The organism is Paenibacillus sp. Lou8.1, assembly GCF_024213565.1.
Lineage (GTDB): Bacteria > Bacillota > Bacilli > Paenibacillales > Paenibacillaceae > Paenibacillus > Paenibacillus polymyxa_B.
In genome coordinates this window covers 1-24593 of record NZ_JANAVN010000011.1, presented here as the reverse complement: position 1 = coordinate 24593, position 24593 = coordinate 1, and the positions used below count along the sequence as shown (strand labels likewise).

Annotated in this window: 20 protein-coding genes and 2 tRNA genes; 3 read left to right on the top strand and 19 right to left on the bottom strand. The window is 46.0% G+C overall.

The features are described 5' to 3' along the window. Positions 1-36: 36 nt before the first annotated feature. On the bottom strand, positions 37-2214 hold the full coding sequence (locus NLX78_RS16550) for a RelA/SpoT family protein (RefSeq protein ID WP_025720225.1): 2178 nt from the start codon (positions 2212-2214) through the stop codon (positions 37-39). A gap of 268 nt (positions 2215-2482) precedes the next feature. Between NLX78_RS16550 and uraA the strand changes: the two genes are divergently transcribed. After that, positions 2483-3793 (top strand): uracil permease, encoded by a 1311-nt coding sequence (uraA, locus tag NLX78_RS16545; RefSeq protein ID WP_061829372.1) that lies wholly within the window; start codon positions 2483-2485, stop codon positions 3791-3793. A gap of 136 nt (positions 3794-3929) precedes the next feature. Here the strand turns inward: uraA and NLX78_RS16540 are convergent, their stop codons facing one another. The 7 genes from NLX78_RS16540 to NLX78_RS16510 all read right to left on the bottom strand — a co-directional run bounded on the left by NLX78_RS16540 (position 3930) and on the right by NLX78_RS16510 (position 12892). Further along, a complete protein-coding gene (locus NLX78_RS16540; protein ID WP_254351000.1) occupies positions 3930-5978 on the bottom strand; it encodes a methyl-accepting chemotaxis protein in 2049 nt (682 codons plus the stop codon). A 233-nt stretch (positions 5979-6211) separates the two neighbouring features. Further along, a complete protein-coding gene (locus NLX78_RS16535; RefSeq protein WP_029514814.1) occupies positions 6212-6724 on the bottom strand; it encodes an adenine phosphoribosyltransferase in 513 nt (170 codons plus the stop codon). A gap of 68 nt (positions 6725-6792) precedes the next feature. Further along, positions 6793-9189: a single-stranded-DNA-specific exonuclease RecJ gene (recJ, locus tag NLX78_RS16530; RefSeq protein WP_254350999.1), complete on the bottom strand. Its 2397-nt coding sequence runs from the start codon at positions 9187-9189 to the stop codon at positions 6793-6795. Between the two features lie 33 nt (positions 9190-9222). Next, positions 9223-10179 carry a cation diffusion facilitator family transporter gene (locus tag NLX78_RS16525; RefSeq protein WP_235308636.1) on the bottom strand — a complete coding sequence of 319 codons (957 nt, stop codon included), beginning with the start codon at positions 10177-10179 and terminating at the stop codon, positions 9223-9225. 201 nt (positions 10180-10380) lie between these two features. After that, on the bottom strand, positions 10381-11298 hold the full coding sequence (gene secF / locus NLX78_RS16520; protein ID WP_254328617.1) for a protein translocase subunit SecF: 918 nt from the start codon (positions 11296-11298) through the stop codon (positions 10381-10383). Further along, on the bottom strand, positions 11288-12544 hold the full coding sequence (gene secD, locus NLX78_RS16515) for a protein translocase subunit SecD (protein ID WP_069290197.1): 1257 nt from the start codon (positions 12542-12544) through the stop codon (positions 11288-11290). Before secD ends, secF begins: the two co-directional genes overlap by 11 nt. Positions 12545-12634: 90 nt before the next feature. After that, complete coding sequence (locus NLX78_RS16510) at positions 12635-12892, bottom strand: post-transcriptional regulator (protein ID WP_013311570.1); 258 nt, start codon at positions 12890-12892, stop codon at positions 12635-12637. A 306-nt stretch (positions 12893-13198) separates the two neighbouring features. On the opposite strand from NLX78_RS16510, the gene spoVB reads away from it, so the two are divergent. Beyond that, the gene (gene spoVB / locus NLX78_RS16505) at positions 13199-14773 is read left to right on the top strand and encodes a stage V sporulation protein B (protein WP_254350998.1); all 1575 of its coding nucleotides are present in this window, start codon (positions 13199-13201) and stop codon (positions 14771-14773) included. A gap of 5 nt (positions 14774-14778) precedes the next feature. Here the strand turns inward: spoVB and NLX78_RS16500 are convergent, their stop codons facing one another. Continuing rightward, the gene (locus tag NLX78_RS16500; RefSeq protein ID WP_061829377.1) at positions 14779-15555 is read right to left on the bottom strand and encodes a YetF domain-containing protein; all 777 of its coding nucleotides are present in this window, start codon (positions 15553-15555) and stop codon (positions 14779-14781) included. 206 nt (positions 15556-15761) lie between these two features. On the opposite strand from NLX78_RS16500, the gene NLX78_RS16495 reads away from it, so the two are divergent. Further along, positions 15762-16151, top strand: coding sequence for a TIGR04086 family membrane protein (locus NLX78_RS16495; protein ID WP_061829378.1), 390 nt, complete (start codon positions 15762-15764; stop codon positions 16149-16151). A gap of 88 nt (positions 16152-16239) precedes the next feature. Here the strand turns inward: NLX78_RS16495 and yajC are convergent, their stop codons facing one another. The 10 genes from yajC to NLX78_RS16445 form a co-directional block, all read right to left on the bottom strand. After that, positions 16240-16575, bottom strand: a complete 336-nt coding sequence (yajC, locus tag NLX78_RS16490; RefSeq protein WP_069290201.1) for a preprotein translocase subunit YajC — start codon at positions 16573-16575, stop codon at positions 16240-16242. Between the two features lie 34 nt (positions 16576-16609). Next, complete coding sequence (tgt, locus tag NLX78_RS16485; RefSeq protein ID WP_039275028.1) at positions 16610-17749, bottom strand: tRNA guanosine(34) transglycosylase Tgt; 1140 nt, start codon at positions 17747-17749, stop codon at positions 16610-16612. A 20-nt stretch (positions 17750-17769) separates the two neighbouring features. Next, the gene (queA, locus tag NLX78_RS16480; protein ID WP_061829380.1) at positions 17770-18798 is read right to left on the bottom strand and encodes a tRNA preQ1(34) S-adenosylmethionine ribosyltransferase-isomerase QueA; all 1029 of its coding nucleotides are present in this window, start codon (positions 18796-18798) and stop codon (positions 17770-17772) included. Positions 18799-18805: 7 nt separating this feature from the next. Beyond that, positions 18806-20899: a SpoIID/LytB domain-containing protein gene (locus NLX78_RS16475; RefSeq protein ID WP_254350997.1), complete on the bottom strand. Its 2094-nt coding sequence runs from the start codon at positions 20897-20899 to the stop codon at positions 18806-18808. A gap of 226 nt (positions 20900-21125) precedes the next feature. After that, the gene (gene ruvB, locus NLX78_RS16470) at positions 21126-22133 is read right to left on the bottom strand and encodes a Holliday junction branch migration DNA helicase RuvB (protein ID WP_069290204.1); all 1008 of its coding nucleotides are present in this window, start codon (positions 22131-22133) and stop codon (positions 21126-21128) included. A gap of 50 nt (positions 22134-22183) precedes the next feature. Continuing rightward, positions 22184-22798, bottom strand: coding sequence for a Holliday junction branch migration protein RuvA (gene ruvA, locus NLX78_RS16465; protein WP_254350996.1), 615 nt, complete (start codon positions 22796-22798; stop codon positions 22184-22186). After that, entirely contained in the window at positions 22795-23298 is a 504-nt protein-coding gene (gene ruvC, locus NLX78_RS16460) for a crossover junction endodeoxyribonuclease RuvC (RefSeq protein ID WP_013311580.1), read from the bottom strand. Before ruvC ends, ruvA begins: the two co-directional genes overlap by 4 nt. 228 nt (positions 23299-23526) lie before the next feature. Then, complete coding sequence (locus NLX78_RS16455; RefSeq protein WP_254350995.1) at positions 23527-24231, bottom strand: BofC C-terminal domain-containing protein; 705 nt, start codon at positions 24229-24231, stop codon at positions 23527-23529. A gap of 113 nt (positions 24232-24344) precedes the next feature. Next, positions 24345-24418 (bottom strand) — tRNA-Pro (locus NLX78_RS16450). A gap of 7 nt (positions 24419-24425) precedes the next feature. Then, a tRNA-Leu gene (locus tag NLX78_RS16445) sits at positions 24426-24505 on the bottom strand. Positions 24506-24593: the final 88 nt, after the last annotated feature.

Below are 24593 nucleotides of genomic sequence, written 5' to 3'. Positions count from 1 at the left end.
ACAAAGGCTATAAACCTATCTGTACGCTTAATAAGGTTATTGCATAATCCGATGCACAGTGTATACATCCTTCACCCGTTTGATCCGTTCGACAACAGAATGCAAATGATCCGTGTTGCGAATGAGAATCGTGATGTGAATCATCGCCATTTTATTTTTATCTGTACGACCTGTAACGGCCGAGAAGCTGGTTTTGTTCTCAGAAATGGCCTGAAGCACTTCATTCAGCAGACCGTTGCGATCATGCCCGGTAATCTCAATATCAACGCTGTAGTTGACTTCCGCTGCTTCTTCCCACTCTACTTCAATCACACGTGCCTGGTCTTCGCCCGTACCCGAAGGAATATTCGGGCAATCCGTCCGGTGAACGGATACGCCGCGTCCACGTGTTACATAGCCAATGATGTCATCTCCCGGTACGGGATTACAACATCGTGCAAAACGAACGAGTAAATTATCGACGCCTCTGACGCTGACACCGTTGGTCGGTGTTTTTTTCCGTTCGCCCTGCGGCTTGTACTCCTTGACCTCGGTCGTCAGTTCGATCAACCGTGCCTCTTCTTGTTCCTTACGCAGCTTCTCTGTCAATCGTGTACAGACCTGCGCTGCGGTTATACCACCAAAGCCAATCGCAGACAGCATATCTTCGGAATCGTTAAAAGAGAACTTCTGTGCCACTTCCTGAAGCTTGTCGTCGCTCATCCACACCGATGGCTCGATATCACGTTTTCTCAGTTCACGTTCCAGATTTTCGCGGCCTTTTTCAACATTCTCCTCACGCTTTTCTTTCTTGAACCATTGTTTGATTTTACTGCGCGCGTGAGAGGACTGAGCAATTTTGAGCCAGTCCTGACTAGGTCCATAAGAATGCTTGGACGTCATAATTTCGACAATATCACCGGTTTTAAGCCGATAATCCAAAGGTACGATTCTTCCATTTACCTTAGAGCCAATCGTTCGATTGCCAACTTCGGTATGAATACGGAAAGCAAAGTCCAGCGGAACGGATCCGGCCGGCAACTCAATGACCTCTCCCTTAGGAGTAAACACAAACACAAGGTCTGAGAAAAAGTCCATTTTGAGCGATTCCACAAATTCCGACGCATCCTTCGCTTCATTTTGCAGCTCCAGAATTTCTCGAAAAAAGGTGATTTTATCCTCAAAGTTAGTGTTGTTTGCTCCGTTGCCTTCTTTATAGGCCCAATGGGCCGCAATCCCGAATTCAGCGGTACGGTGCATATCCACTGTGCGAATTTGTACCTCGGTAGGCTCCCCGTTGGGACCTACTACTGTCGTATGAAGGGACTGATACATATTGGCCTTAGGCATAGCGATATAATCCTTAAACCGCCCCGGCATCGGCTTCCACAACGTATGGATAATCCCCAGTGTGGCGTAACAGTCTTTAATGTTATCCACAATAATTCGAATCGCCAGCAAATCATATATTTCATTGAATTGCTTGTTCTTCGTCGTCATTTTTTTAAACACACTGTAAATATGTTTAGGGCGTCCGGACAAGTCAGCCTGAATACCCATCTCTTCCAGCTTTTCTCTGATACGCTGTATGACATTATCAATAAACTGCTCCCGCTCTGCCCGCTTTTTATGCATCAAATTAGCGATGCGATAATACTGCTGAGGATTCAGATAGCGTAAAGCAATATCTTCCATTTCCCATTTAATGGCCGAAATACCCAGTCGGTTTGCAACCGGACAGAAAATCTCTAACGTTTCATAAGCAATCCGACGCTGGCTTTCCTCTGACTGATATTTCAAAGTACGCATGTTATGCAGACGATCTGCTAACTTAATGACGATGACACGAATGTCCTGCGCCATAGCAATAAACATTTTTCGATAATTTTCGTTCTGTTGTTCTTCCTTGGAACGGAACTGAATACGCTCCAGCTTCGTCAGACCATCGACAAGCATCGCACATGTATCGCCAAAATGCTCGCGAATCTGCGCCAAAGACACCGTTGTATCCTCCACAACGTCATGTAAAAGAGCGGCGATAATGGAGATGGTATCCATCTGCATATTAACGACGATATCAGCAACCGCAAGCGGATGCAGAATATAAGGTTCACCGGACTTACGAGTCTGGCCGGAATGGGCCTGCTCGGCAAAATCATAGGCGTCCCTGATGCGGATAAGATCTGCTTCTCTGGTATAGGCCCCGGCCTTTTTAAGTAATTGCTCTATCCCCATTCTGCTCTATTCCGTGTCCTTTCTATGCAAAATGGAACCCGCCGATCAATGTCGCGCAAAGGTTCCCTTTTAAAAGTGATTTCCTACAATTATGACGGTTAGCACGTCACACGTCAACTATTACAGGTTTGGCATTGTCGCATTATTCTGTCACACATGGTAAGTAAAATCAGGATTGTTGACGAAATGAAACGAATTATATTGAAAAAATTACGAAAAGTAATTAATGTATATAAGAATAATTGAAAGAACTAAGGAGTGAACTGCGTTGCAACGCGAAATTCAAGTTAATGAAAAGCTACCGGCAGGACCTGGGTTCCTGCTCAGCGTACAGCATTTGTTTGCCATGTTTGGTAGCACTGTGCTGGTGCCGAATATTTTCGGCGTCGATCCCGGCATGATTTTGCTAATGAACGGTATTGGCACATTGTTGTACATATGGATCTGCCGCGGCAAAATTCCCGCCTATCTCGGCTCCAGCTTCGCTTTTATCGCTCCCGTCAGTCTTGTGCTTAAAAACAATCCCGGCGGCAACGGCTATGCTATGGCCCTCGGTGCTTTCATCGTTACAGGTATTATTTTCTGCCTCGTCGCACTGGTGATCAAATATGCCGGAACCCGTTGGCTGGACGTCGTTTTTCCTCCAGCTGTTATGGGCTCCATCGTAGCCTTAATCGGTCTGGAACTGGTTCCGGTTGCAGCAGGTATGGCAGGCATTATCAATGCCGATCCTACTAAGGCCTGGACTCCAGATCCCAAAACGATTACTCTTTCGCTCGTTACACTCGGGGTCACTGTTCTGGGTGCGGTATTGTTTCGCGGGTTTGCCAAAATCATTCATATTCTGATTGGTATCGTAGTGGGCTATGTACTTGCTTATTTTATGGGCATGGTCAATACACAAGCCATTGCAGACGCTCCTTTTTTCGGACATCCTGCAATTACCACTCCCGTTTTTAATACCTCTGCTATGCTGACGATTCTTCCTGTTGCTCTGGTCGTCATCGTAGAGCATATTGGTCACTTGCTTGTGACTAGCAACATTGTCGGGCGCGAACTGTCCAAAGATCCTGGTCTCCATCGCTCTCTGCTAGGTAACGGTATTTCCACCGTCATTTCCGGTTTTGTGGGTTCTACACCTAATACGACTTATGGTGAAAACATTGGTGTCATGGCATTAACTAAAGTGTACTCTGTATGGGTCATTGGCGGAGCGGCTGTCATTGCCATCCTATTGTCCTTCTCAGGCACGTTCTCAGCGATTGTTTCTAATATTCCAGCTCCAGTTATGGGTGGCGTATCCTTACTATTATTCGGTGTCATCGCTGCCTCCGGTCTAAGAATCTTCGTTGAGCAAAAGGTTGATTTCGCCAAGCCAACCAACATGCTGCTTGCGACCATCGTGCTTGTTGTCGGAATCAGCGGTACTACGCTCACTTGGGGCGCTGTAACCTTGAAAGGTATGGCATTGGCTACAATCATCGGCATCATCCTCAGCTTGTTCTTTAAGCTGATTGACGTGCTCGGCTGGTCCAACGATAAATCGCAGGAACCTTTAACCGAGAAAACACCCGATTGATATCTGTTCTTAAACTTTAGAACGCCGCTCCATGAGGTCACGGATCAATACGCTTAGGCTGTATAGACAAGCGTGTAAAGATCCATATCTCATGGAGCGGCGTTTTTTTTATGCACGGCCTTTTTTTCTAAAGATATCACACACGAAAGCGAGATACGACCTGATTAAGCGTATCAGAAACACCTGTAAGCGTCTTGACAGAGCTGTCCATACCTTCCAGATCTTTAAGTTGCCGTTCGGATCGTTCCGCGGCTTGTCCTGTACGTTTAGCTGAAGCTTTCGCAATGTCTGCAAGATATCCAATAGAGGCTGCAACTTCCTCTGAACCTGCCGACATTTCTTCTGAGGCAGATGAAACCTCCTGCACTTCTATCGCCACCTGCTGAATATCTTGATTCATCGCAATAAAACGTTCTTCCACCTCAAGTAAAATAGATACTCCTTCATCCATCTCCAGAGCACCCTGCTGCATTCCTTCCAAAGCTAATTTGGTTTCTTCCTGCATGGATCGGATTCGACTCGTAATTTGTTCCGCAGACTCGCTCACGTTTACAGCCAGCTTGCCGATTTCTGAAGCCACCACAGCGAAACCTCGGCCATGCTCCCCTGCACGTGCGGCTTCAATGGAAGCATTCAGTGATAGCAACTTGGTCTGCCCACTAATTTCCTGAATCATTCCAATTATGCTGCCAATTTGGGCGGACCGCTCATTCAATGAGCTTACTACCCTGCCTGCCTCATCCATAGACATTTTCGCTTTATGCATTCCTTGGTTGACCACGGTCAACCGTTCATTTCCTTGTTGTGCCTTATGTTCAATCTCAGTGGTTGCCTCGGATACATACTGGATAGATTCAGCAATACGCTGTATGCCTACAGCCATTTCCTCCATCGCTGTCGCACTCTCGGCTGCGGCAGCCAACTGAAGCTCGGCCCCTTCCTTCACCTTAGCCAGTTCTCCTGCATTGTGCTGCGCATCTTTAGTCGTCCCAGAAATCTCTTGGGAAATTTTTATAGATACGCCTGAGATAACATCTGACTCTTCGCTCAAACGTGATACCATTCCTCTGGTTGCCGCAATCACCTTATTGATCCCGTCAGCCATTTGGCCAAATTCATCCTTACGTTGATGTGTTAGTTCAAGGTTATAATCCCCAAGAGCCATACGATTGGTTATCTGCATAATTTTTTTAATCTCTTTGATCATACCTGAATTGTTAAGTAATAACGCTCCCATAATTAGCAAGATGCCTATAACACTAACAATAAGAAGAAGTTTAAGCATTTCGTTCGCAGAGCGGTTCAAATCGGATTCTGGCAGTAATACGCCGATTTTCCATCCGGTTTGTGGGAGTGTTTCGTACATTATCCGGTAGTCTTCACTATCAATGGGTACGGATAGTTGTCCGGATGTACCACTTTGAATAGATTGTGCTGCTTCCGCATTCATCGTGTTTGTTAACGGCTCGCCTGCTTTTAAGGACGGAAGACCGGATGACAAAATGGCTCCATTCTTATCCATCAAGATCGCACTACCATTAGCACCAAACTTCATTTTTTCAATAAACGTTTGAATGTTTGTCATGTTCAGGTCGCCAGTAATGACACCTAACAGCTTCCCTTCCCTGTCATAAAATGCTTTCCCTGCAGTAATCATATTGATTTTCAGTCTGCTATCGTAAAAAGGCTCCGTAAAATTTATATCCTTACCACGTTCCACGGCTTCTGTATACCATGGCTGTGTTAAGTAGTCATATTGTGGATCATCATATTCAATCGTTTGCTTCACTAGCTGGCCATCTCTATGCACATATATGGAACGGTAAGTCACTCCCGGATCATACGCATCTTTAGCAAAATAAATGCCCAACCCGTATGACATATCATTTAAAGCCAGCTCTTGTTCAAAATAACGTCCATAACCCTCAATGTTCATTCCTGCTCCCAGTTGTTCCGCGCTCTTAGTCAGCATCGAAACAAGTAAAGCATGACGATCTACGTTAGCTGCAATATCCGCTTTAACCCTCGACAAGGAATGAGCAGCATTTTGGCTTATTTCCGTATCCAGCTTCTGCTTGGCAAAAAAATAAGACAAAAAGCTGATTAAAATCAGCGTTATAAGTACAAGCGGAATCAAGGTAGAAAATGTCCGTGCCTGTAAACTCTTAAATCGAAATAAACCCAATATGACTACCCCTGTTCCCTTTTAACTATTTATCGACAGCTATTTTTAGATTTTTTATTACTATTTCTAACAAAATACATGGTACATTACACCAATTAAACAAAGCCAAAACTTAAAACACTGCTAAACAAAATAGTCCGATGGAGCAACTCTTTAGATAAAGAGATGTTCCATCGGACTATTTAGGCGATCCGTTCATAATTATTTCCCGGGAAACCCAGGTTTCGAAATACTTAATACGTAATCAGAGTGAATACATCTACATCAGGCAGTTTCGCCCGACCGTTTAGATCAGAAAGCTCGATAAGAAAAGCAGCCCCTGCCACATTGCCACCAAGTTGGCGTACCAAGTTCACGGATGTAGCGATGGTTCCACCTGTAGCCAGCAGGTCATCAGCAATCAGAACATTTTGACCCGGCTCAATAGCATCCTTATGCATCGCCAGTGTATCTTTACCATACTCCAAACCGTATGCTTCCTCAATGGTTTCCCCAGGGAGCTTGCCACTTTTACGGATGGGAATAAAACCAACACCAAGCGCATAAGCCAAAGGAGCACCAATAACGAACCCACGTGCTTCTGGCCCTGCAATCAAATCAATTTTCAAATCCGATACCAGTTCCTTCATATCGTTGATAGCCTTGCGGTACAGTTCACCATTTTTCATCAGGGTCGTAATGTCCTTAAAACTAATCCCTGGTTGTGGAAAATCGGAAATCACCCGAATATATTCTTTGTAGTCCAACTTAGTTCCTCCTACTGTAACTTCAAATTAGTATATACATTTTACAACATAAATTGCGAAATAGTATCTCAAGACGCACCCTTCATAAGCGACATAATCCAGCTCGTCATCTGGGTAGTGTCCGCATCCAGCAAATACTTCTCCATTTCAGCCATATTATACAATTCCTGATAGCGTGGAGAAGCGGTTAAATCCCGCTTAGGCGGATTGGATACAAAACGGAATTGACCATCTGTACGCGTCATAAACTCAAGCTCTTCGAAGATGTCCAATACTTTGGATAACATGCGTACTGAACAGGAACACTGTCGGCTAAGAGCAGGCAGCATTGCCTTTTCATCAATAGGCTGTGTTCCCATTCGGGAAAGCACAACGTAAATGCGCTTGAACAGTTCTCTGTCGGGGCTTACGAGTCGACCGCCACGCTCACTGACCGAATGAAGGAGAAATACGTTCTCTACATTCTCAAAGGTAGACCATAATGCCTGAAACTGATCCGGTGTATCCGGCGGCTCCAGTACGAACAGCGACTTTACAGAGTGCTGTGCATCTCTTTGACCATCACTGGGAATAACGCTGCCATCTTTATCATATAACCAAAAGGATTCAGCGTCCACGGAGCTCGATGGACGAAGTCTGGATGACGGATGAATCAACACCGCAACGTCTTTCTTTCTTTCCTCAATACGTGGATGAAAAATCTTCAGTCCCCGCTCTAATTCGGCAAAAGGGTCCGACACTCCACGATAATCAAAAATTTGTGGCGCCTGCACTCGAATGTCCTGCATCATTAGTTGGAGAGACCTTTTACCGTTCCATTCGTTAATTGACAATTCACCCAGCAGATCTATCTCCGTTTGTTGCTGTAAAAAATCAGCCAAATCGCCACGACGGAAAGCAATCGCGTCCAGCGATATACCGTTCTGCTCCAGCAGGAGCTTCACATGATTTTTCTCACGTCCCATTTTACGAGCCTCGCGCAATTGCAGACCCTGTAATACGAATCGCGGAGAAGGATTCCCCATACCAAAAGGCTGAAGCAATTCCAGTTCTTCAACCACTTGCAAAGATACCTCGTCCAAACGACAGACCATATCAGCTTCAGCTACAGGAATGAGGTCTTCTGGTGTCAGAATGGAACTCGCATAGCGGTTCAGCTGCTCTTCAAACAATTTCAGATTGTCACGGGACAGCGTCATGCCCGCAGCCGAAGGATGACCACCAAAATGCTCCATAAGCTCATGGCTGTCCGTAAGAGCACTGTAGATATCCAATGCAGGAATAGACCGGGCAGAACCTTTGCACGTGCCTGTCTCAGCATCTATACCAAGAATAATGGTCGGTCGATAATAGCGATCCAATAGCTTGGATGCCACAATTCCGACAACACCGACATTCCAGCCTTCACCAGCCAACACAATAACTGATGGTAGCTTGCCTCCATTCAGTTTGGAGGCCAATTGTTGCTCGGCTTGCTCCACAATACGTTCGACCACCTGTTGACGCTCACGATTGAGCAGGTCCAGCGCATGCGCAAGTTGGTCTGCTTCTTCCTCTTTTTCTGTCGTCAGCAGAGAAACTGCTCGTCCCGCATGATCCAGGCGCCCGCTGGCATTAATCCGCGGAGCCAATGCAAATGCGATATTGACTGAAGACACTGTAGATATATCCACGCCCGCTACATGGAGTAACGCACGGATACCCGGAAATGCAGAGTTTCTCATGGATTGAATCCCTCTGCGTACCATCGTCCGATTTTCACCATGTAGTGGCATCAGATCGGCTACCGTGCCGATAGCGGCGATTTCAAACCATTCCTCTGGCACCTCATCCAACAGCGCCTGAGCGAGCTTCAGGGCAACACCAACACCTGCAAGACCTTTAAATGGGTATGGGCAACCGGGTAGCTTCGGATTAATCAAAGTATATGCCTCGGGAAGTACAGCAGGCGGCTCATGATGATCCGTCACTATAACATCTATCCCCAAGGAAGTTGCATAAGCAATTTGCTCTACTGCACTAATTCCCGTATCTACCGTAATGACCAGCGTAACTCCCTGCTGATGAGCCCAATCAAGAGCATGATTATGCAGACCATATCCCTCATTAGAACGATGGGGAATATAAATATCATAAGAAGCCTTGAGAAAACGCATGAGCTGAATCATCAATGATGTACTGGACACGCCGTCCGCATCATAATCGCCATAGATTAATATATGCTCGCCACGTTCCAGAGCCTGGCGAATTCTCGGTACAGCCTCTTTCATACCAAGAAGCAAAAAAGGGTCGTGTACATCGTCCACACTTCCGTACAAAAAGCGGTTTGCTTCCCCGGCGGTAGTGACGCCCCGGTTCACTAAAAGCCGGGACAACAATGGTGAAATCCCCAGCTCTTCTGTCAACAGCTGAGCCGCTTCTAGGTTAGCCTCTGGGGTCTTCCATCTGTACTGCGAATGAAGCAATCCTGTTCACCTTTCTTTCATAGTCATCCTGCTCTATTGAAGCAACGACGACACATCATTATCTGGCAGTTCATGATTGGATTTGTAAGGATACCCGGCTTGATAAGGAATGAACTGCATTTGTACATGGGTCACCTGTGGAAAACGGGCTAACAGTAGATTTTTGGCTCGATCGGCGATTTCCTGCGCTTCCTGTACCGTAATCCGCGGGTTCACACTTATCGTTACATCCACTGTTATGAAATGGCCTGTTTCCTGGGCATGTAAGTGCTCAACCGTTACAATACCATACACCCGTTGAATCGTCTCCATAAAGCGGCGGGAGTCTTCCTCCTGCAAGGGCTGTGCAGGAACCTGGTAAGCGGTATTCATTACCATCAAATATCCTTTGCGAAGCACCAGACAGGCTACCAGCAAAGCTGCGGTTGGATCAAGATATAATAATGCAGGCCATTCCATTGCTTCGCCAGTCATTGCACCGATCATGCCGATCAATGCAATCAACGATGCATACAGCGAGTAACGTTCATGGTTAGCGTACCGATCTGCTTCCGCTTTATGACCATGTTTAATCGAATAGCGATATTGAAACTGAAATAACGCCTCTCTCAACACCAACGCAATAAATACGGTAGTTAATGCATACAGACTGGGAGCCTGCGGTTCCGAACTGCTTAATGAACGAACCGCCGAGATAGCTAGCTGAAGACCACTCATCAGCACTAAAATAGCCAGCACTACAGATATGATCGTCCTAACTTTTTCACCGTTCCGCAACCGGGCCAGCATTCCGTGCCCTGTAGCACCCTTGGAAAACAGAAGCTCCTGCAAACGGGAAGCACTATCCGCAGCCGTGTGCAGTGCATCCCCCAACAACGCCTTGCTGTTTGCCGCATAACCGACGGTTCCCTTTAGAACAGCCAGCGCGAGATTGCCTACAATCCCGCTCAACGCCGCAGTTTCCAATGATCGGCTGCGTTCGCTATTCACAACGTTTCCCCCTCAATCCTGAACTAACCCTTTCCTAATAAAGCTCCATTCTAAAATAACCGAATTTCTCAAAACAAAAAACCATTCTCATTTAAGTGTCCACTATTGTGCCTTACTCAAGGTAAATCTCAAAACCTTAGAAAACCGCGCCCAGGCAGACGCGGCTTTCTCTTTAATTTATACTACTGGTATTTACGTAACTTAAGACTTTGCAGTTTTGGCCGCGCCCCCGCCAGCTGTCGGAGATTTTTGTTTTCCTTTCAAAGCTACCCACAGCGGACTGGCAATGAAAATGGAAGAATAAGCACCAAACAACAAACCAATGACCATCGCAAGTGAGAACATACGGATCGATTCGCCGCCAAATATGAACAAACATAAGGAGGCAATAAATACCGTAAACACGGTTGCAAGTGAACGAGTCATTGTCTGGGCAATACTGTGATCAACTACCTGCTCTAAGTCGTCCCTAGACTTCTTCTTCGCAAATCGTAGATTTTCCCGTATACGGTCAAAAATAACGACAGTGTCATTAATGGAGAAACCGACAATCGTCAGAATTGCCGTAATAAAGGTCAAATCCACCTCAAGCCGGAAAATCGAGAAAATACTGATGACGAGGAAGGCATCATGCAACAACGAAACAATTGCTGCAACGGCAAACCGCCATTCAAAACGGATTGAGATATAAATAGCGATAGCCACAGAAGCCAATAAAATCGCCCATAACGCATTTCGTTCTAGTTCTTGCGCCATTTCCGTATCCACTGTATTGACCTCAAAGGAGGCCTTCGGATCCAGCTCTTTATTAAAAGAAGTCTTAAAGTTATTCACTTGCTGATCCGTCAAAACCTGCGAGAAGCGAATACCGAAGCGTTCTTTCCCCTGCGTATAATCGACCTCTTTGCCGATCCCCTGCTTGTTCAGCAAAGTCTGGATCTGTTCTTGTGTAACTACTTTAGTCAGATTGACATCCACATTGGAACCGGAACGGAAATCCACCCCGTAATTCAGACCAAATATCGATAAGCTCAGAATACCAAGCAGTGTGATAATAATCGAGAACGTGTAAAACCACTTGCTCATCTTAATATATTTCAAGTTCCAATTAAAGCGCACTGATATCACTCTCCTTCACACCAAAATACTTGGCCTTCTTCACAACATCCGCTTTAACCAGCAGATTGAGTAAGAAGCGGGAGAAGAAGATATTCGTCAAAATACTGGTGACAATATCAACGATGAGCACCAAAGCGAATCCTCGAACGGAGCCTGTTCCCAGACCAAACATAACCGCTGCCGCTATAATTGTCGTAACATTGGCATCCATAACGGTACGGAACGAAGCCTTACTACCTGCAATGACAGAAGAACGAATCGTTTTGCCTGACTTGATTTCTTCTTTAATCCGTTCATACGTAATGATATTGGCATCGACCGCCATCCCGATCCCGAGCACAAAGGCGGCGATACCTGGGAGTGTGAGTACGAATCCACCCAAGTAGAAAATCGCAAGCACTACCCAGGTATGAACGATGAGACAGAAACTGGCCACTAATCCCGGTACACGGAACATTGCAATCATAAATACCAGAATAATGATCGAGCCGATCAATCCAGCACGAATCGTCTGATCCAGTGACAATTGACCCAGCGTAGCACCTACACTCTGAGAATATTTTTCCGTCAGTTTGAGCGGAAGGGCACCCAGATTAATCGTATCCGCCAGTTTATTCGCTTCATCACGAGTGTAGCTACCTGTGATTGACGCGCTACCGTCCGTTAATTCCCCACGTACTGTAGGTGCAGACAGCAATTCCTGATCGAGGAAAATAGCCAATTCTTTATTCAGAAGTCGCTTTGTGATTTCTGCAAATTTAGCTTTGTCCTTCACTTTGATACTAATCTCAGGTTGGTTCAGCTGATCATAGCCGACAACAGCACCATTCTCCACAAAATCATTACCGCGGAGCTCAATTTTGCTGTATTGGCCTGGCTTTTTAGCATCCGCTGCCGTTGCACTGCGGAAGGTCAACTCGGCAGGCTTTTTCAGCATAGAGCGGACTTCTGCTTCATTAGAGACACCAGCAAGCCGCACACGAATACGGTTGGTACCCTCTGTTGTTACTTCCGGCTCAGTTGTACCAAGCGCGTTTATCCGTCTCTCCAGACTTTGAGCTGTTTGTATAAGAGACTGGCTGGTTACACTCTGCCCGGCTTCCAAAGGCTGGGCTTCATATAAAATTTCAAAGCCTCCCTTTAAATCGAGGCCTAATTTTAAACTGTTCAGTAGGCCCGGGCTTGTCCCGATCATAACACCAGTAGTTATGAGCACGACCACGATGAAACTTAGAATTCTCTTCATTCCGTCCCATGTTCCCCTTTCATTCTCAATATTCCTATTATAGCTACCCCTCAAAAAGCAGTCAATTTGAACGCAAAAAAAGACCCCCTTCTATTCGAAAGTGGAGCCCCGTAATGCGGACATCGTCAAATAGTTCATAAAGCTCGTCGCTTTAAGGGAAAGAATATCATTAACGAGCTTGTGCAGCGGAGGGATACCCTCCTTTTCATATTTATGGCTGACGCAATTCCACACGTCCTTACTTGTGACATGCTCATAGCCTACGAGAATCAACTCGTCCGCCTTACTTTGACAGAGCATCTCAATTGCGTCATCCCAATCCTGCTCATCCAGCTCTTCCATACCCACGATGGCCGTTCCTCCTCCCAGCGACTACCGGTTCCGCAGATCAGCAATTAGCGGGGTTATTGACTGCTTTGTAGAACATTTCTGTCCTGATCCTGGAAAACCCTTCTTTTCGTTGAAAATAGCCTTAAATCAACAATATATGCATTCATTTCGCTCGTCAATAGCAGAATTCACCACTCGCCCTCTTGTTGTCTAAATCACTTTGTTTCTGAACGGAAAAGCTTGTCATGAACATGGACAGGTCCAGCATATCTTCTAAAGTAATGCATAGACGCAGAATTACATTTTGGGAAGAGGGAGTTGCGATTGAAAAAGCAGACTTTCATCCATGGAGCAATCATTTTATTGGCAGCGGGAGTTATTAACCGGATACTTGGTTTTATTCCCCGAATCGCACTCCCGCGTATCATCGGCCCCGAAGGAGTTGGCTTGTACCAACAGGGGTATCCCTTTTTTATCGTTCTGGTGACGCTTATTACAGGGGGGATCCCTCTTGCGGTAGCCAAGCTTGTAGCCGAAGCTGAAACGGCTGGACAGCCCGAAATGTCGCGGCGTATTTTGCACACCAGCCTGCGCTTCACCATTACACTCAGTCTGATCGCTATGGTGCTCTGTCTTGTGTTCGCGCCTTGGATCACAAGCCATCTCCTGACCGACAGTCGCGTGTATTATACATTTGTGAGCATGAGCCCAATGATTGTCATTGTAGCTGTTTCTTCAGCTTATAGGGGCTATTTTCAGGGAAAGCAAAATATGATCCCTTCCGCCAGCTCCTCCATTGCGGAGACCGTTATACGCATTTTTTGCGTCATTTGGTTTGCTTACTTGTTACTTCCCCATGGGGTAGACTACGCTGCTGCAGGTGCCATGCTCGGTGCTCTGGCGGGCGAATTCATTGGCATGATTGTACTGCTATGGCAATACGTGTGTAACCAGCGAAAAGATCGCATCCTTCAGCCAAAGTCGCCTGTCCCCTCCTCTGAAGTTCATCCCGAGCAATCATCCGTTTTGTCACGTCTTATGTCTATATCCGTTCCCGTTACTGCTGGAAGGCTTGTCGGTTCCTTATCCTATTTGCTCGAATCTATCTTGTGCATGCGCAGCCTTGCCGTAGCAGGCATCGCAACTGGCGTGGCAACCGCACAATATGGAGCCATGCAGGGCATGGTCATTCCTGTGTTATTACTACCTGGGGTTCTAACCAGTTCGCTAGCAGTTTCACTCGTTCCTTCGTTATCCGAAGCAGCAGCTAAGGGGCATATTACAGCCATTCACAAACGTCTACATCAATCGCTTCGGCTCGCTTTGGTTGCAGGAGCCCCATTTGCCGTTATCATGTATGTATTGGCAGAACCTCTGTGTCTGCTACTCTACAATAATGGCGATATTGCAGGCATGCTTAAGCTCATGGCACCTTTTGCTCTTTTTATGTACATTCAGGCCCCGCTTCAGGCAGCACTTCAGGCATTAGACCGTCCTGGAAGTGCCTTATTAAATACCTTTATCGGAGCCGTTATCAAAATTGTACTGATCGTCTGGCTTGCTTCCCAACCTCAGTATGGTATCTATGGAGCTGTCATCGCCATTTGTATTAATAGTGCCATTGTTACTCTCCTTCACGGCTTCAGTGTCAGCAGACTGCTTCGCTTCCGCGTACGTTTGCTCGATTTCTGGAAGACCGGGATAGGCATGATCATCATGGCAGCAGCAGTATTATATACCTACAGACATCTAACGATGTTCAACCAAATGTGGCTTCAGTTTATTTTTGCCGCAGGATCGGGAATTATACTGTACCTTTTCCTAATGACCTTGATCAAAATGATTGATTGGGACAACCTTACACGCATTCCAATCCTGAGAAGATGGTTTAAAGCATAAGAAACCTAATCTGAAGATTTTCCATAGGCCGGTGGTGTAATGTACACATCACCTCTATGGTTAACTGAGCATAAAAAAACATCCTTAAAATCTTTGTGTCCCTTCGCTTGAATTTGATTCTTAAGCCAAAAACGGTTCATATCCATCCGTTCCAAATTTCTATCCAGCACTTTGCCATCCATGATTAATGGAATAGGCAGTCCCTCATATCTAAACTTTCCACCGATTTGTGGAGAAGGATGGACTTTATTCACCTGTTGCTCTTTGTTTGTCAAATCTGTTCCGTTTAATTCCTGCTTCATTTTTACGTGTTCCACTCCATCATTATCATCCTTACCTATAACCGTTAGCTTACCTGTCGTTTCCAAAATAACATATTCAACTTCGTCCAGACTTTCTATATTTTGTTCGCGAAGTTGTAACAGCAAGTCATCTAAATTATAACGTTGTTTTACCATTTCATCCTTGTTTAATTGTCCATTAGAGTACAATACACTGGGCCTACCATCAAATAGTAAGCGCAGTCGCCGACTTTTCAGACTGAAAAATGAAATACCTATTTGCAAAATTAACAGCACTCCTAAAGGAATCAACCCTTCATAAAGTGGACGTTTTATATCCTCCAAGCTGAATACAGCAATTTCTGCAATCATAATGGATATGACGAGATCGAAAACAGACAATTTGCCGATCTCCCTTTTACCCATCAAGCGCATCACCAGATATACAATAAAATACATGAGCAGCGTCCGAAAAATATGAGCAAAAATATCGTGACTCAATATGTTCGCCTCCTCCCCTGTACTTGCAATAAGACATGAGTCGTTCATTGTACACGTATTCTGACCGTTCCTCACTTGGCTCATACAAAAAACAAAAGGCTAAATTATTGAAATAAAGAGAAAGACTGCTTGCGACTTGGTACTAAGCCGGGAGGCTTGGCCATAGAATGATAATAGTTCAAACCTTGGTACAGGAGGAATTATCAATGGAGCTCATTCGCCGCTGGTGTTCGTTTCGTCTGGCCCATCCCATTTTATCTGGTTTATTTTATGCTTTTGCATGGATGCTGCTTGGCGCATTGATTCTTTCACTACTCTTGTGGCTGACACAGATGCAGGAACAGGACTTATCATTGTATACGTACATCGTCCATGCATTCGCCATGCTATCTGGCGGCTTCGTCGCCGGTAAAAGATCCACAAACAAAGGCTGGTATCAAGGCGGTATTACAGGCATCCTGTATGGACTAATCGTTCTTCTGGTCGGTTTTCTGGCATTGGATGCGGGCATGAACGGCAAGGACCTGTTACACTTAGGTTTCGCGTTTGTCATAGGCGCAGGTGGTGGGATGTTTGGCATTAATCTCAACAAGTAATCAAAATGTTTGTATCCATGTAATAAAACAACACAAAAAAACCGAGCCTCCTTAAAGGCTCGGTTTTTGCATAACGGTCACCAGCATTTTACGATTTGGAAACAACTTCCTCAGATGCCGTGTCTTTTGCAATCGCGTTGCTGATTGCACTGCGGTCAAAGGTCAGCTTCGTGACATCATTCACACGCAAAACTACTACATCATCCGTAATCTCCATAATTGTACCGTGAAGACCTCCGATTGTAATTACTTTATCTCCCTTTTTCAAAGCTTGAAGCATCGTTTGACGCTGCTTTTGTTTTTTCTGATTCGGGCGAATCAGCAAGAAATAGAAGATTACAAACATCAGAGCCAGTGGCCAGATCATTTGGAAAAGTCCGCCAGTTCCACCGGGTGCAGTAGCGGCTGTAGCAAAATGAAACATGTTAAATCCCCCTTTCGTATACTCTCCCTAAAACTTAAAAGCCTTTATCATTATCATGAAGACCGTACTGCTCAAAAAATTCATCTCGGAAATCAAGCAGCCTGTCATCCATAATCGCTTGTCTGACATTACGCATCAATTGTATTAAGAAATGCAAGTTATGATACGTTGTCAGTCGGAGCCCGAAGGTTTCATCCGCTTTAATCAAATGTCGCAAGTAAGCACGTGAATAATTGCGACAGGTATAACAATCACAAGCGGGATCGAGCGGGCCAAAATCACTTGCATATTGGGCATTGCGAACGACAAGACGACCTTGGCTGGTCATCGTTGTCCCGTTGCGAGCAATTCGGGTTGGAAGTACACAATCGAACATATCCACACCACGGATAGAGCCTTCAATCAAAGCATCAGGCGAACCCACGCCCATCAAATAACGTGGCTTGTTGGTGGGAAGCAGAGGAACCGTATAATCGAGCACTTCATACATCAAATGTTTCGGTTCACCTACGCTCAGTCCACCAATAGCATACCCCGGGAAATCCATGGAAGTCAAATCCGCAGCGCTTTGCTTGCGCAGATCTTCATGCATGCCTCCCTGAACAATGGCAAACAGACCTTGATCATGAGGACGCGCGTGTGCCTCTAGACAACGCTCAGCCCAACGGCTGGTGCGTTCCAGTGACTTTTTCACATACTCATATTCAGCCGGAAACGGCGGGCATTCATCGAAGGCCATCATAATATCTGAGCCAAGCGAGTTTTGAATTTCCATCGCCACTTCTGGTGAAAGAAACTTCTTATCTCCATTTAAATGAGAGCGAAAATGAACACCCTCCTCTGAAATTTTACGCATTTCACTTAAAGAAAACACCTGGAATCCGCCGCTGTCTGTTAAAATAGGGCGATCCCAATTCATAAACTTGTGCAGTCCACCCGCTTCACGAATAATATCGTGTCCGGGACGAAGAAACAAATGGTACGTGTTACTCAAAATAATTTGAGCATCCATCGCTTTCAGTTCCTCAGGACTCATCGTTTTAACAGTCGCTTGAGTTCCCACCGGCATAAAGGTTGGTGTCTCAATAACTCCGTGAGGTGTGTGTACACGCCCGAGACGAGCTCCCGATTGCTTGCAGGTTTTAATATGTTCGTATCTTATTGCTGGTGCCATATTTTCTCTACCATCCTTAATTAATAAATGAACATTGCGTCCCCGAAGCTGAAGAACCGATATTGTCGGTCAATCGCCTCCTGGTAAGCATGCATAATATTCTCCCTGCCCGCCAGTGCGCTGACCAGCATAACCAAGGTGGATTTAGGCAAATGGAAATTCGTAATCATCGCATCCACCACACGGAATTCGTAGCCTGGATAAATAAAAATCTGTGTCCAGCCACTGCTGGCCTGCAGCACTCCATCTGCGAATGTATTGCCCACCGTCTCTAGCGTTCGACAACTGGTTGTTCCCACTGCCACGATTCTCCCACCGCGCGCCTTGGTTGCATTAAGTACATCTGCCGTTTCCTGTGATAATGAATAATACTCTTCGTGCATGACATGCTCTTCAATCGTATCCACAGACATCGGTCTGAACGTCCCTAAGCCAACATGAAGTGTGATAAAGGCAACGGTAACGCCCTTCTTTTTAATCTGGTCCAGCAATTCTTCTGTAAAATGCAGCCCTGCCGTTGGAGCCGCAGCCGAACCTTCATGTCGAGCATAAACGGTCTGATAACGCTCGCGGTCATCCAGTTGTTCCTTGATATACGGCGGAAGCGGCATCTGCCCCAGACGGTCCAAGATCTCCTGAAAAATACCGTCATATGAAAATGAAAGCACCCTTCCGCCCATATCTCCTTCTTCCTCAATTACTGCTTTCAGCTCATCACCGAAAACAATAACAGCACCCTTTTTTAGCTTTTTACCGGGTTTCACCAATGCTTCCCATCGGTCCCCTTGCAGTTGCTTAAGCAGCAAAACCTCAGCCTTAGCTCCCGTGTCTTCCTTGATGCCAAACAAGCGTGCAGGAATCACTCTCGTATCGTTTAATACCAGCGTATCCCCTGGTTGGAGATACTGCACAATATCCGAAAACGTATGATGACCCACTTCACCGTTATTTTTGTTTAACGTCAGTAATCTGGAAGCGCTCCGATCAAGCAAAGGTGTCTGTGCAATTAATGTTTCAGGCAGTTCAAAATCGTAGTCGTTTACATTCATATATTGGTCAGTCCTTAACTATATCCACATTTTTGTAATAGTGTTGCAAAATTTTCTTATAATCATACCCCTGCTCGGCCAAACCGTTGGCACCCCATTGGGATAAGCCCAAACCATGACCATTTCCTTTACCTGTAAAAATAAAGCTTTGTGTTTTGTCAATGACTCGTGCATGACGATCTTCATTCATGACGATCACCCCGTTACCACTTGAAGTACTGCTGCCAGATGCGGACAGAATTTGAGTGCCTTGTGTACCACTTACATGAGAAGTAGCCCCATCAGCGCCTAATACAGTATAACTTCCGGTACTCGCAATATCAAACAGTGTGCTCGGGAGTCCGCCCATTGCTGAGCGAAACATATCCGGATATTTCACTTTCAAAGGGGATCCGTTCGCTTCAACCTCCAACACTCGCCCTGATGGACCACGTTTGGTGACATCGAGGTGATTAATAGAGGAAGGCACTGTGCCCGTTACTTTCCCTTGCAGGGATTTAGCAAGCTGAGCTGACGTAAAGGGCCCCCGCACCCATGCATAGTCTCCGGACTGAGGCACCTTTTCTAATACAATGATCTCTTCGCCCGGCTGCGCCTTGGCTATTGGGGTAACCGTCGATTGAATTTGGGGAATAGGACGCACATTTGTATTTTCCGCAGTGACGGTGATTTTGTCTAACCCCGCTTCTGTGACACCCTCCAGTTCCTTAGCATTATCCTCACGAATATACCCTGTCTTGCCACTGGAGAGAAGTACATGATACCACTCCTGTGCTCCTTTTTGCGCCGAAGTATCTCCCGAGCTGTCTACGCTGGCAAAGGCTTCGCCACCACTGTTCCACACCTCGGAAGCATCTGCTGTCACACCGCCCGCATTAGATGAAAATACAGCTTCGACCACTTTGCCGCCACTTTTAATGACTTCACCAGCTGTTGCATCTACAGCCTCATTGACATTGGCATGTTCCGAGCTCTTACCGTTGTAAGCCTGGCTTAACGTGCCATCTACTACATTGCCGATCTGAAACCGATTGCCTTGGGCAAGCGCGTAGCTACGAGCCGCTACCGCTTGAGCCTTGAGCGCTTCATCTGGCCATGAGGAATAGACCTCTGCTCCTACCACGGAATACAAATACTGCTCCAAAGGAACTTCATTCACAAGCGCCAGCTGGCCTGACGTCATGCCAATCTCCATCTCGCCGCGATATGTACGCTGTGATCTTTCCATCACTTGTATTCCATCATTACCGCCGTTGACAATTACCTTGCTATGATCAGAACCACTTAGCATGTAATGAGACATCACCTGCGAGCCAGTCGTGACTCCTGCTTCCTGTCTTATAATGAGGCCGGTTTGAGTAGCATTAACTTTAGACAGCGTGAGTCTCGGCTGCTTGCTCTCCAGCTCTGTTTTCAAAGCCGACAGCTTGCTGTCATTACTTTCTTCTCCAACCCATACAGTATACTGGCCTCTTGATTGAATTACAGTAAAAGCATCAAAGCCTGCCGCAGCAATTGTCGTTCGAACGAGATTAGCTTCCTGCTCGCTTCCGTAGCTTCCTGTGGACCAATGCTTGTTTCCCTTAACCTCGGCCTGCGCTCCGGTTGCGGAGGAAATCCGCTGTACAGCAGCCTGCGCAGACTGCTCACTAGCATATATTCCCGCGTACACTTGATACACAGAGCTACCATTTTTTGAACCGATAAAAACCGTAGGTTTATCATTAGTCTTTTGTAGGGCTTGGGCCGCTTTTATCGCCGCTGCTTCATTGCCTTCAAGTACCTTCACCCGATAGCTGTCTACACTAAAACGAGCCGTACTGTCTGGCAGTCCCATCCAAGTTTGAAAACTGCCCCCACTGTTCTGTCCAACACTCAGACCTCCTGATGATTTCAAGGTTACAGCGGGGACTGTCGCTTTATATTTGCTACCTAGATCCGCAAAAATCACTACACGAATATCCTCTTGGGCGGCAGCAGCGTGAACGCCCGAAGACCAAGGTATGCACACTGTAGCTAATACCATAATCGCTGCTGTTCGTTTGGCCCGGCCCATCCATGCACCGAAAATACTTTTTCGGTTAAATGCTTCTCCACTCATTTCTGGCTCCCCCAATCTAGCTGTCTAGCACTTATATTGCGTAATTTATCGGGATCTCGACCCTTGTCCATCCCTTTAAATACATCGGCGGAATAAACCAAAATATGAACCCGCTCGAATCTTACTTACACTCTCACTTCCCTCAATCATCCGTCAGCCAATATCGTATTCACCATAATTGCGTGTAATCATGCAATGATTTTTTGAAAAGCATCATGTTTCCTACTCACCGTGGATCCGTTGGCAGTGGGATTCCAAGGTGGCCATATGCCGCCGGAGTCACTGTTCGTCCCCGAGGTGTTCTTTGTAAAAGGCCAATTTGTAACAAATAGGGCTCGTACACATCCTCAATTGTCTGACTCTCCTCACCAATAGTTGCAGCAATGGTGTCCAATCCTACAGGCCCGCCCCGGAATGAATGAATCATGGCCTTAAGCATTTTATGATCAATTTCATCCAGCCCGAGTGGATCTATTTGAAGTCTCTTTAGCGCCTCTGCAGCCAACTCAGAATGAATAATACCGTCTCCAGCAACCTGGGCAAAATCACGCACCCTTTTTAACAGTCGGTTAGCAATACGCGGGGTCCCCCGTGAACGCAATGCGATTTCCTCCGCCGCATCCCCAACAATCTCAATCTCCATAATATCCGCATTCCTAGACACGATGTAAGCCAGCTCGTCTGTCGTATAAAACTCTAATCGACTAATAACACCAAACCGGTCACGCAATGGCGCAGAGAGCAGCCCAGCGCGCGTAGTGGCCCCTATAAGGGTAAAGGGTGGCAAGTCCAGACGGACCGAACGTGCACTCGGGCCTTTGCCAATCATAATGTCCAGCGCAAAATCCTCCATCGCCGGATACATGACTTCTTCCACCGTACGATGAAGGCGATGAATCTCATCAATGAACAAAACATCACCCTCTTGAAGATTGGTCAGCAATGCTGCCAAATCTCCCGGTCTTTCAATTGCAGGACCTGAAGTCGTACGCAAATTAACCCCCAACTCATTGGCGATAATGTTAGCAAGAGTTGTTTTACCCAACCCAGGCGGTCCGTACAACAGTACATGGTCCAACGCTTCTTTACGCATTTTGGCCGCTTCAATATATACTTTCAGATTTTCCTTAACCTGATTTTGCCCGATATATTCATTTAGATAACGGGGGCGAAGGCTTAGCTCCGCCGTCTGGTCTTCCATCATCAAATTGGCGGAAATAATCCGGTCATCCATGTTCCATCGCTCCTCTTTTCACCAGACATTTGTTAGCGGACATCATCGTCCTATCCGGCAAACAACAGTTGCAAAGCCCGCTTCATCAAAATATCGGCAGATTCATCAGGTTTCGCATCTTTCTTCATTCTGCTCCATACCTTATCCAACTCAGCATCCGTGTAACCGAGCGCCTTGAGCGCCTCACGGGCCTCGCCCCAATATGAACCTTCGCCTTCTTCTACGACAGGCTCAGCAAACAATCCGGTTGCCATCCCCAACGAGCCAATACCGTCCAGCTTGTCTTTCAAATCCAGAATCATACGTTGTGCCGTCTTTTTACCGATCCCCGGTAACTTGGTGAGAAATGTGATATTCTCCTGATAAATCGCCGTTACCACATGAGTAGGCGTACCGCCTCCTAAAATACCAAGCGCAACACGCGGTCCAATACCAGATACATCAATCAGTTTACGGAAAAGCTGCTGCTCCTCACGGGTCGCAAAACCGAACAGTAAAATAGCATCTTCCCTTACATGATGGTGAATGTAAATAACCACTGGACCTTCAGTTTTGGCGAACGCGTAAGGATTCGGGCAAAATACTCTGTACCCTACACCCTGCACATCTAAAACAACATATTCATTTTCCAACTGGGCCACAGAACCACGCAAGAAATCTATCATTTTCGCAATACCTCATTTAATTTTGAATTTAGTCCATAGGAGTGCGCATGACAAATAGCCACCGCCAAAGCATCCGCTACATCGTCCGGTTTGGGCACAACTTGAAGCTTTAGGAACATTCTAACCATTTCTTGTACCTGTTTCTTCTCAGCCTTACCATACCCTACAATAGCCTGCTTTACCTGCATCGGCGTGTATTCACCTATAGGCAAATTACGTTGTTTTGCAGCTAGTACCAGCACCCCACGTGCCTGACTTACAGACATAGCGGTTGTAACGTTGCGATTAAAAAAGAGCTTTTCCAGTGCTACCGCATCAGGCTTATATTTATCTATTAATTGCAACATGCCTTCATACACATGAAGCAGCCTTTCTTCTTCCGGTGTATGAGCCTCCGTCTGGATACAGCCATACTGCACAGGAACCACCTTGCTGCCAATCTTGTCTACAAATCCGAAGCCCACAATGGCAATACCCGGATCAATTCCTAAAAAACGCAAAAAAATCTCTCCCCTATCGCTCAAACATGGCGTACCCAACCAAAAGCCAGCGTTATCCTGAATATAATCATGGCCAAATACCATATAAAGCGAACATATGTGTCGTTCTTTTCATTATAACAAAACTTTGTATCTAATAGAGGAAAAAATTTAAACGTGAGTAAAAACATAAAAAGAGACGCTTCAAGCCTCACCACATGGGCAATGCCTAACGTCTCGTAGTTGTAATCAATAGTGCTGCTTTAATACCCTTTGTGTTCGCTCCAGGGCAAAGTCACTAAAAGTGGAGATTACACTGTTATACTCATTTATATCCTGTACACGTATTCCCTGCTGAAGTTGTTTATATACCCCTTCTGGTAAGGCCGTCTCCATGGAACCCACATCCAATTGAAAAAAAGTGCGGATAACTTTTTCCTTTTTAGGTAGCCCTTCATACAGTGTAAGCTGCCCGTCAGTGCTTAACCCCATGTATCCATGCTCTTTGCATGACTCTGACAAGTCTTCCACCCTGCGCTCCAGCCACACCTCTCCTTTGGTATTAAGTCGTCCATTCCAATCGGGATGTTGCTTCAGTAAGGTCTCTAGCTGCTGTGAACTTAGCGTTCCCAAGGAAAGTGTTTCCGTACCACACACGTAGGTGGTTAACAGACGGGTCTTCCTGCTTATACCGGAAGCACGAATACTTTGCAATAGTTGCATCTGTGAGGAGTGATCTTCAGTTGGACTCAGATGTAAAGCCTCCTCCATGCTCTCCTCTGCCATGACGGTAGTAGCGAGTGGCTGTGACAATATAGCCTGCAAATAATTCGAAAACAGAATACCCAACCCTGCCAGCAAACAAGCCGCACCAAAAATGCTACATGCCCACACTGTTCTTCTCCACTGTTTCCAGCGCCGTTTCATCTGTTTTTTCCAACTTAATCGCTTCACAGTAATCCCTTCCGTCCCACTTTTTGTGTTAGTGTGACCTGAGGATTACTGATTTATACAAAAAGATATGAATATAAAAAAAAGCCGCTGCTTCCAGCGACTTTCCTTTTGAATCGGGATGACACGATTTGAACATGCGACCCCCTGGTCCCAAACCAGGTGCTCTACCAAGCTGAGCTACATCCCGAAATAGATGCCGGTGAGAGGACTCGAACCTCCACGGTTTCCCTCACGATTTTGAGTCGCGCGCGTCTGCCAATTCCGCCACACCGGCTTATGAAGTTAATGGCGCGCCCTGAGAGATTCGAACTCCCGGCCTTTTGATTCGTAGTCAAACGCTCTATCCAGCTGAGCTAAGGGCG

Coding starts and splice junctions, on each gene's coding strand:
- ruvA (WP_254350996.1), bottom strand. CDS start 22,798: ATGATAGATTTCTTGCGTGGTTCTGTGGCCCAGTTGGAAAATGAATAT.
- ruvB (WP_069290204.1), bottom strand. CDS start 22,133: ATGGATGACCGGATTATTTCCGCCAATTTGATGATGGAAGACCAGACG.
- NLX78_RS16550 (WP_025720225.1), bottom strand. CDS start 2,214: ATGGGGATAGAGCAATTACTTAAAAAGGCCGGGGCCTATACCAGAGAA.
- NLX78_RS16495 (WP_061829378.1), top strand. CDS start 15,762: ATGGAGCTCATTCGCCGCTGGTGTTCGTTTCGTCTGGCCCATCCCATT.
- queA (WP_061829380.1), bottom strand. CDS start 18,798: ATGAATGTAAACGACTACGATTTTGAACTGCCTGAAACATTAATTGCA.
- NLX78_RS16475 (WP_254350997.1), bottom strand. CDS start 20,899: ATGAGTGGAGAAGCATTTAACCGAAAAAGTATTTTCGGTGCATGGATG.
- secD (WP_069290197.1), bottom strand. CDS start 12,544: ATGAAGAGAATTCTAAGTTTCATCGTGGTCGTGCTCATAACTACTGGT.
- tgt (WP_039275028.1), bottom strand. CDS start 17,749: ATGGCACCAGCAATAAGATACGAACATATTAAAACCTGCAAGCAATCG.
- yajC (WP_069290201.1), bottom strand. CDS start 16,575: ATGTTTCATTTTGCTACAGCCGCTACTGCACCCGGTGGAACTGGCGGA.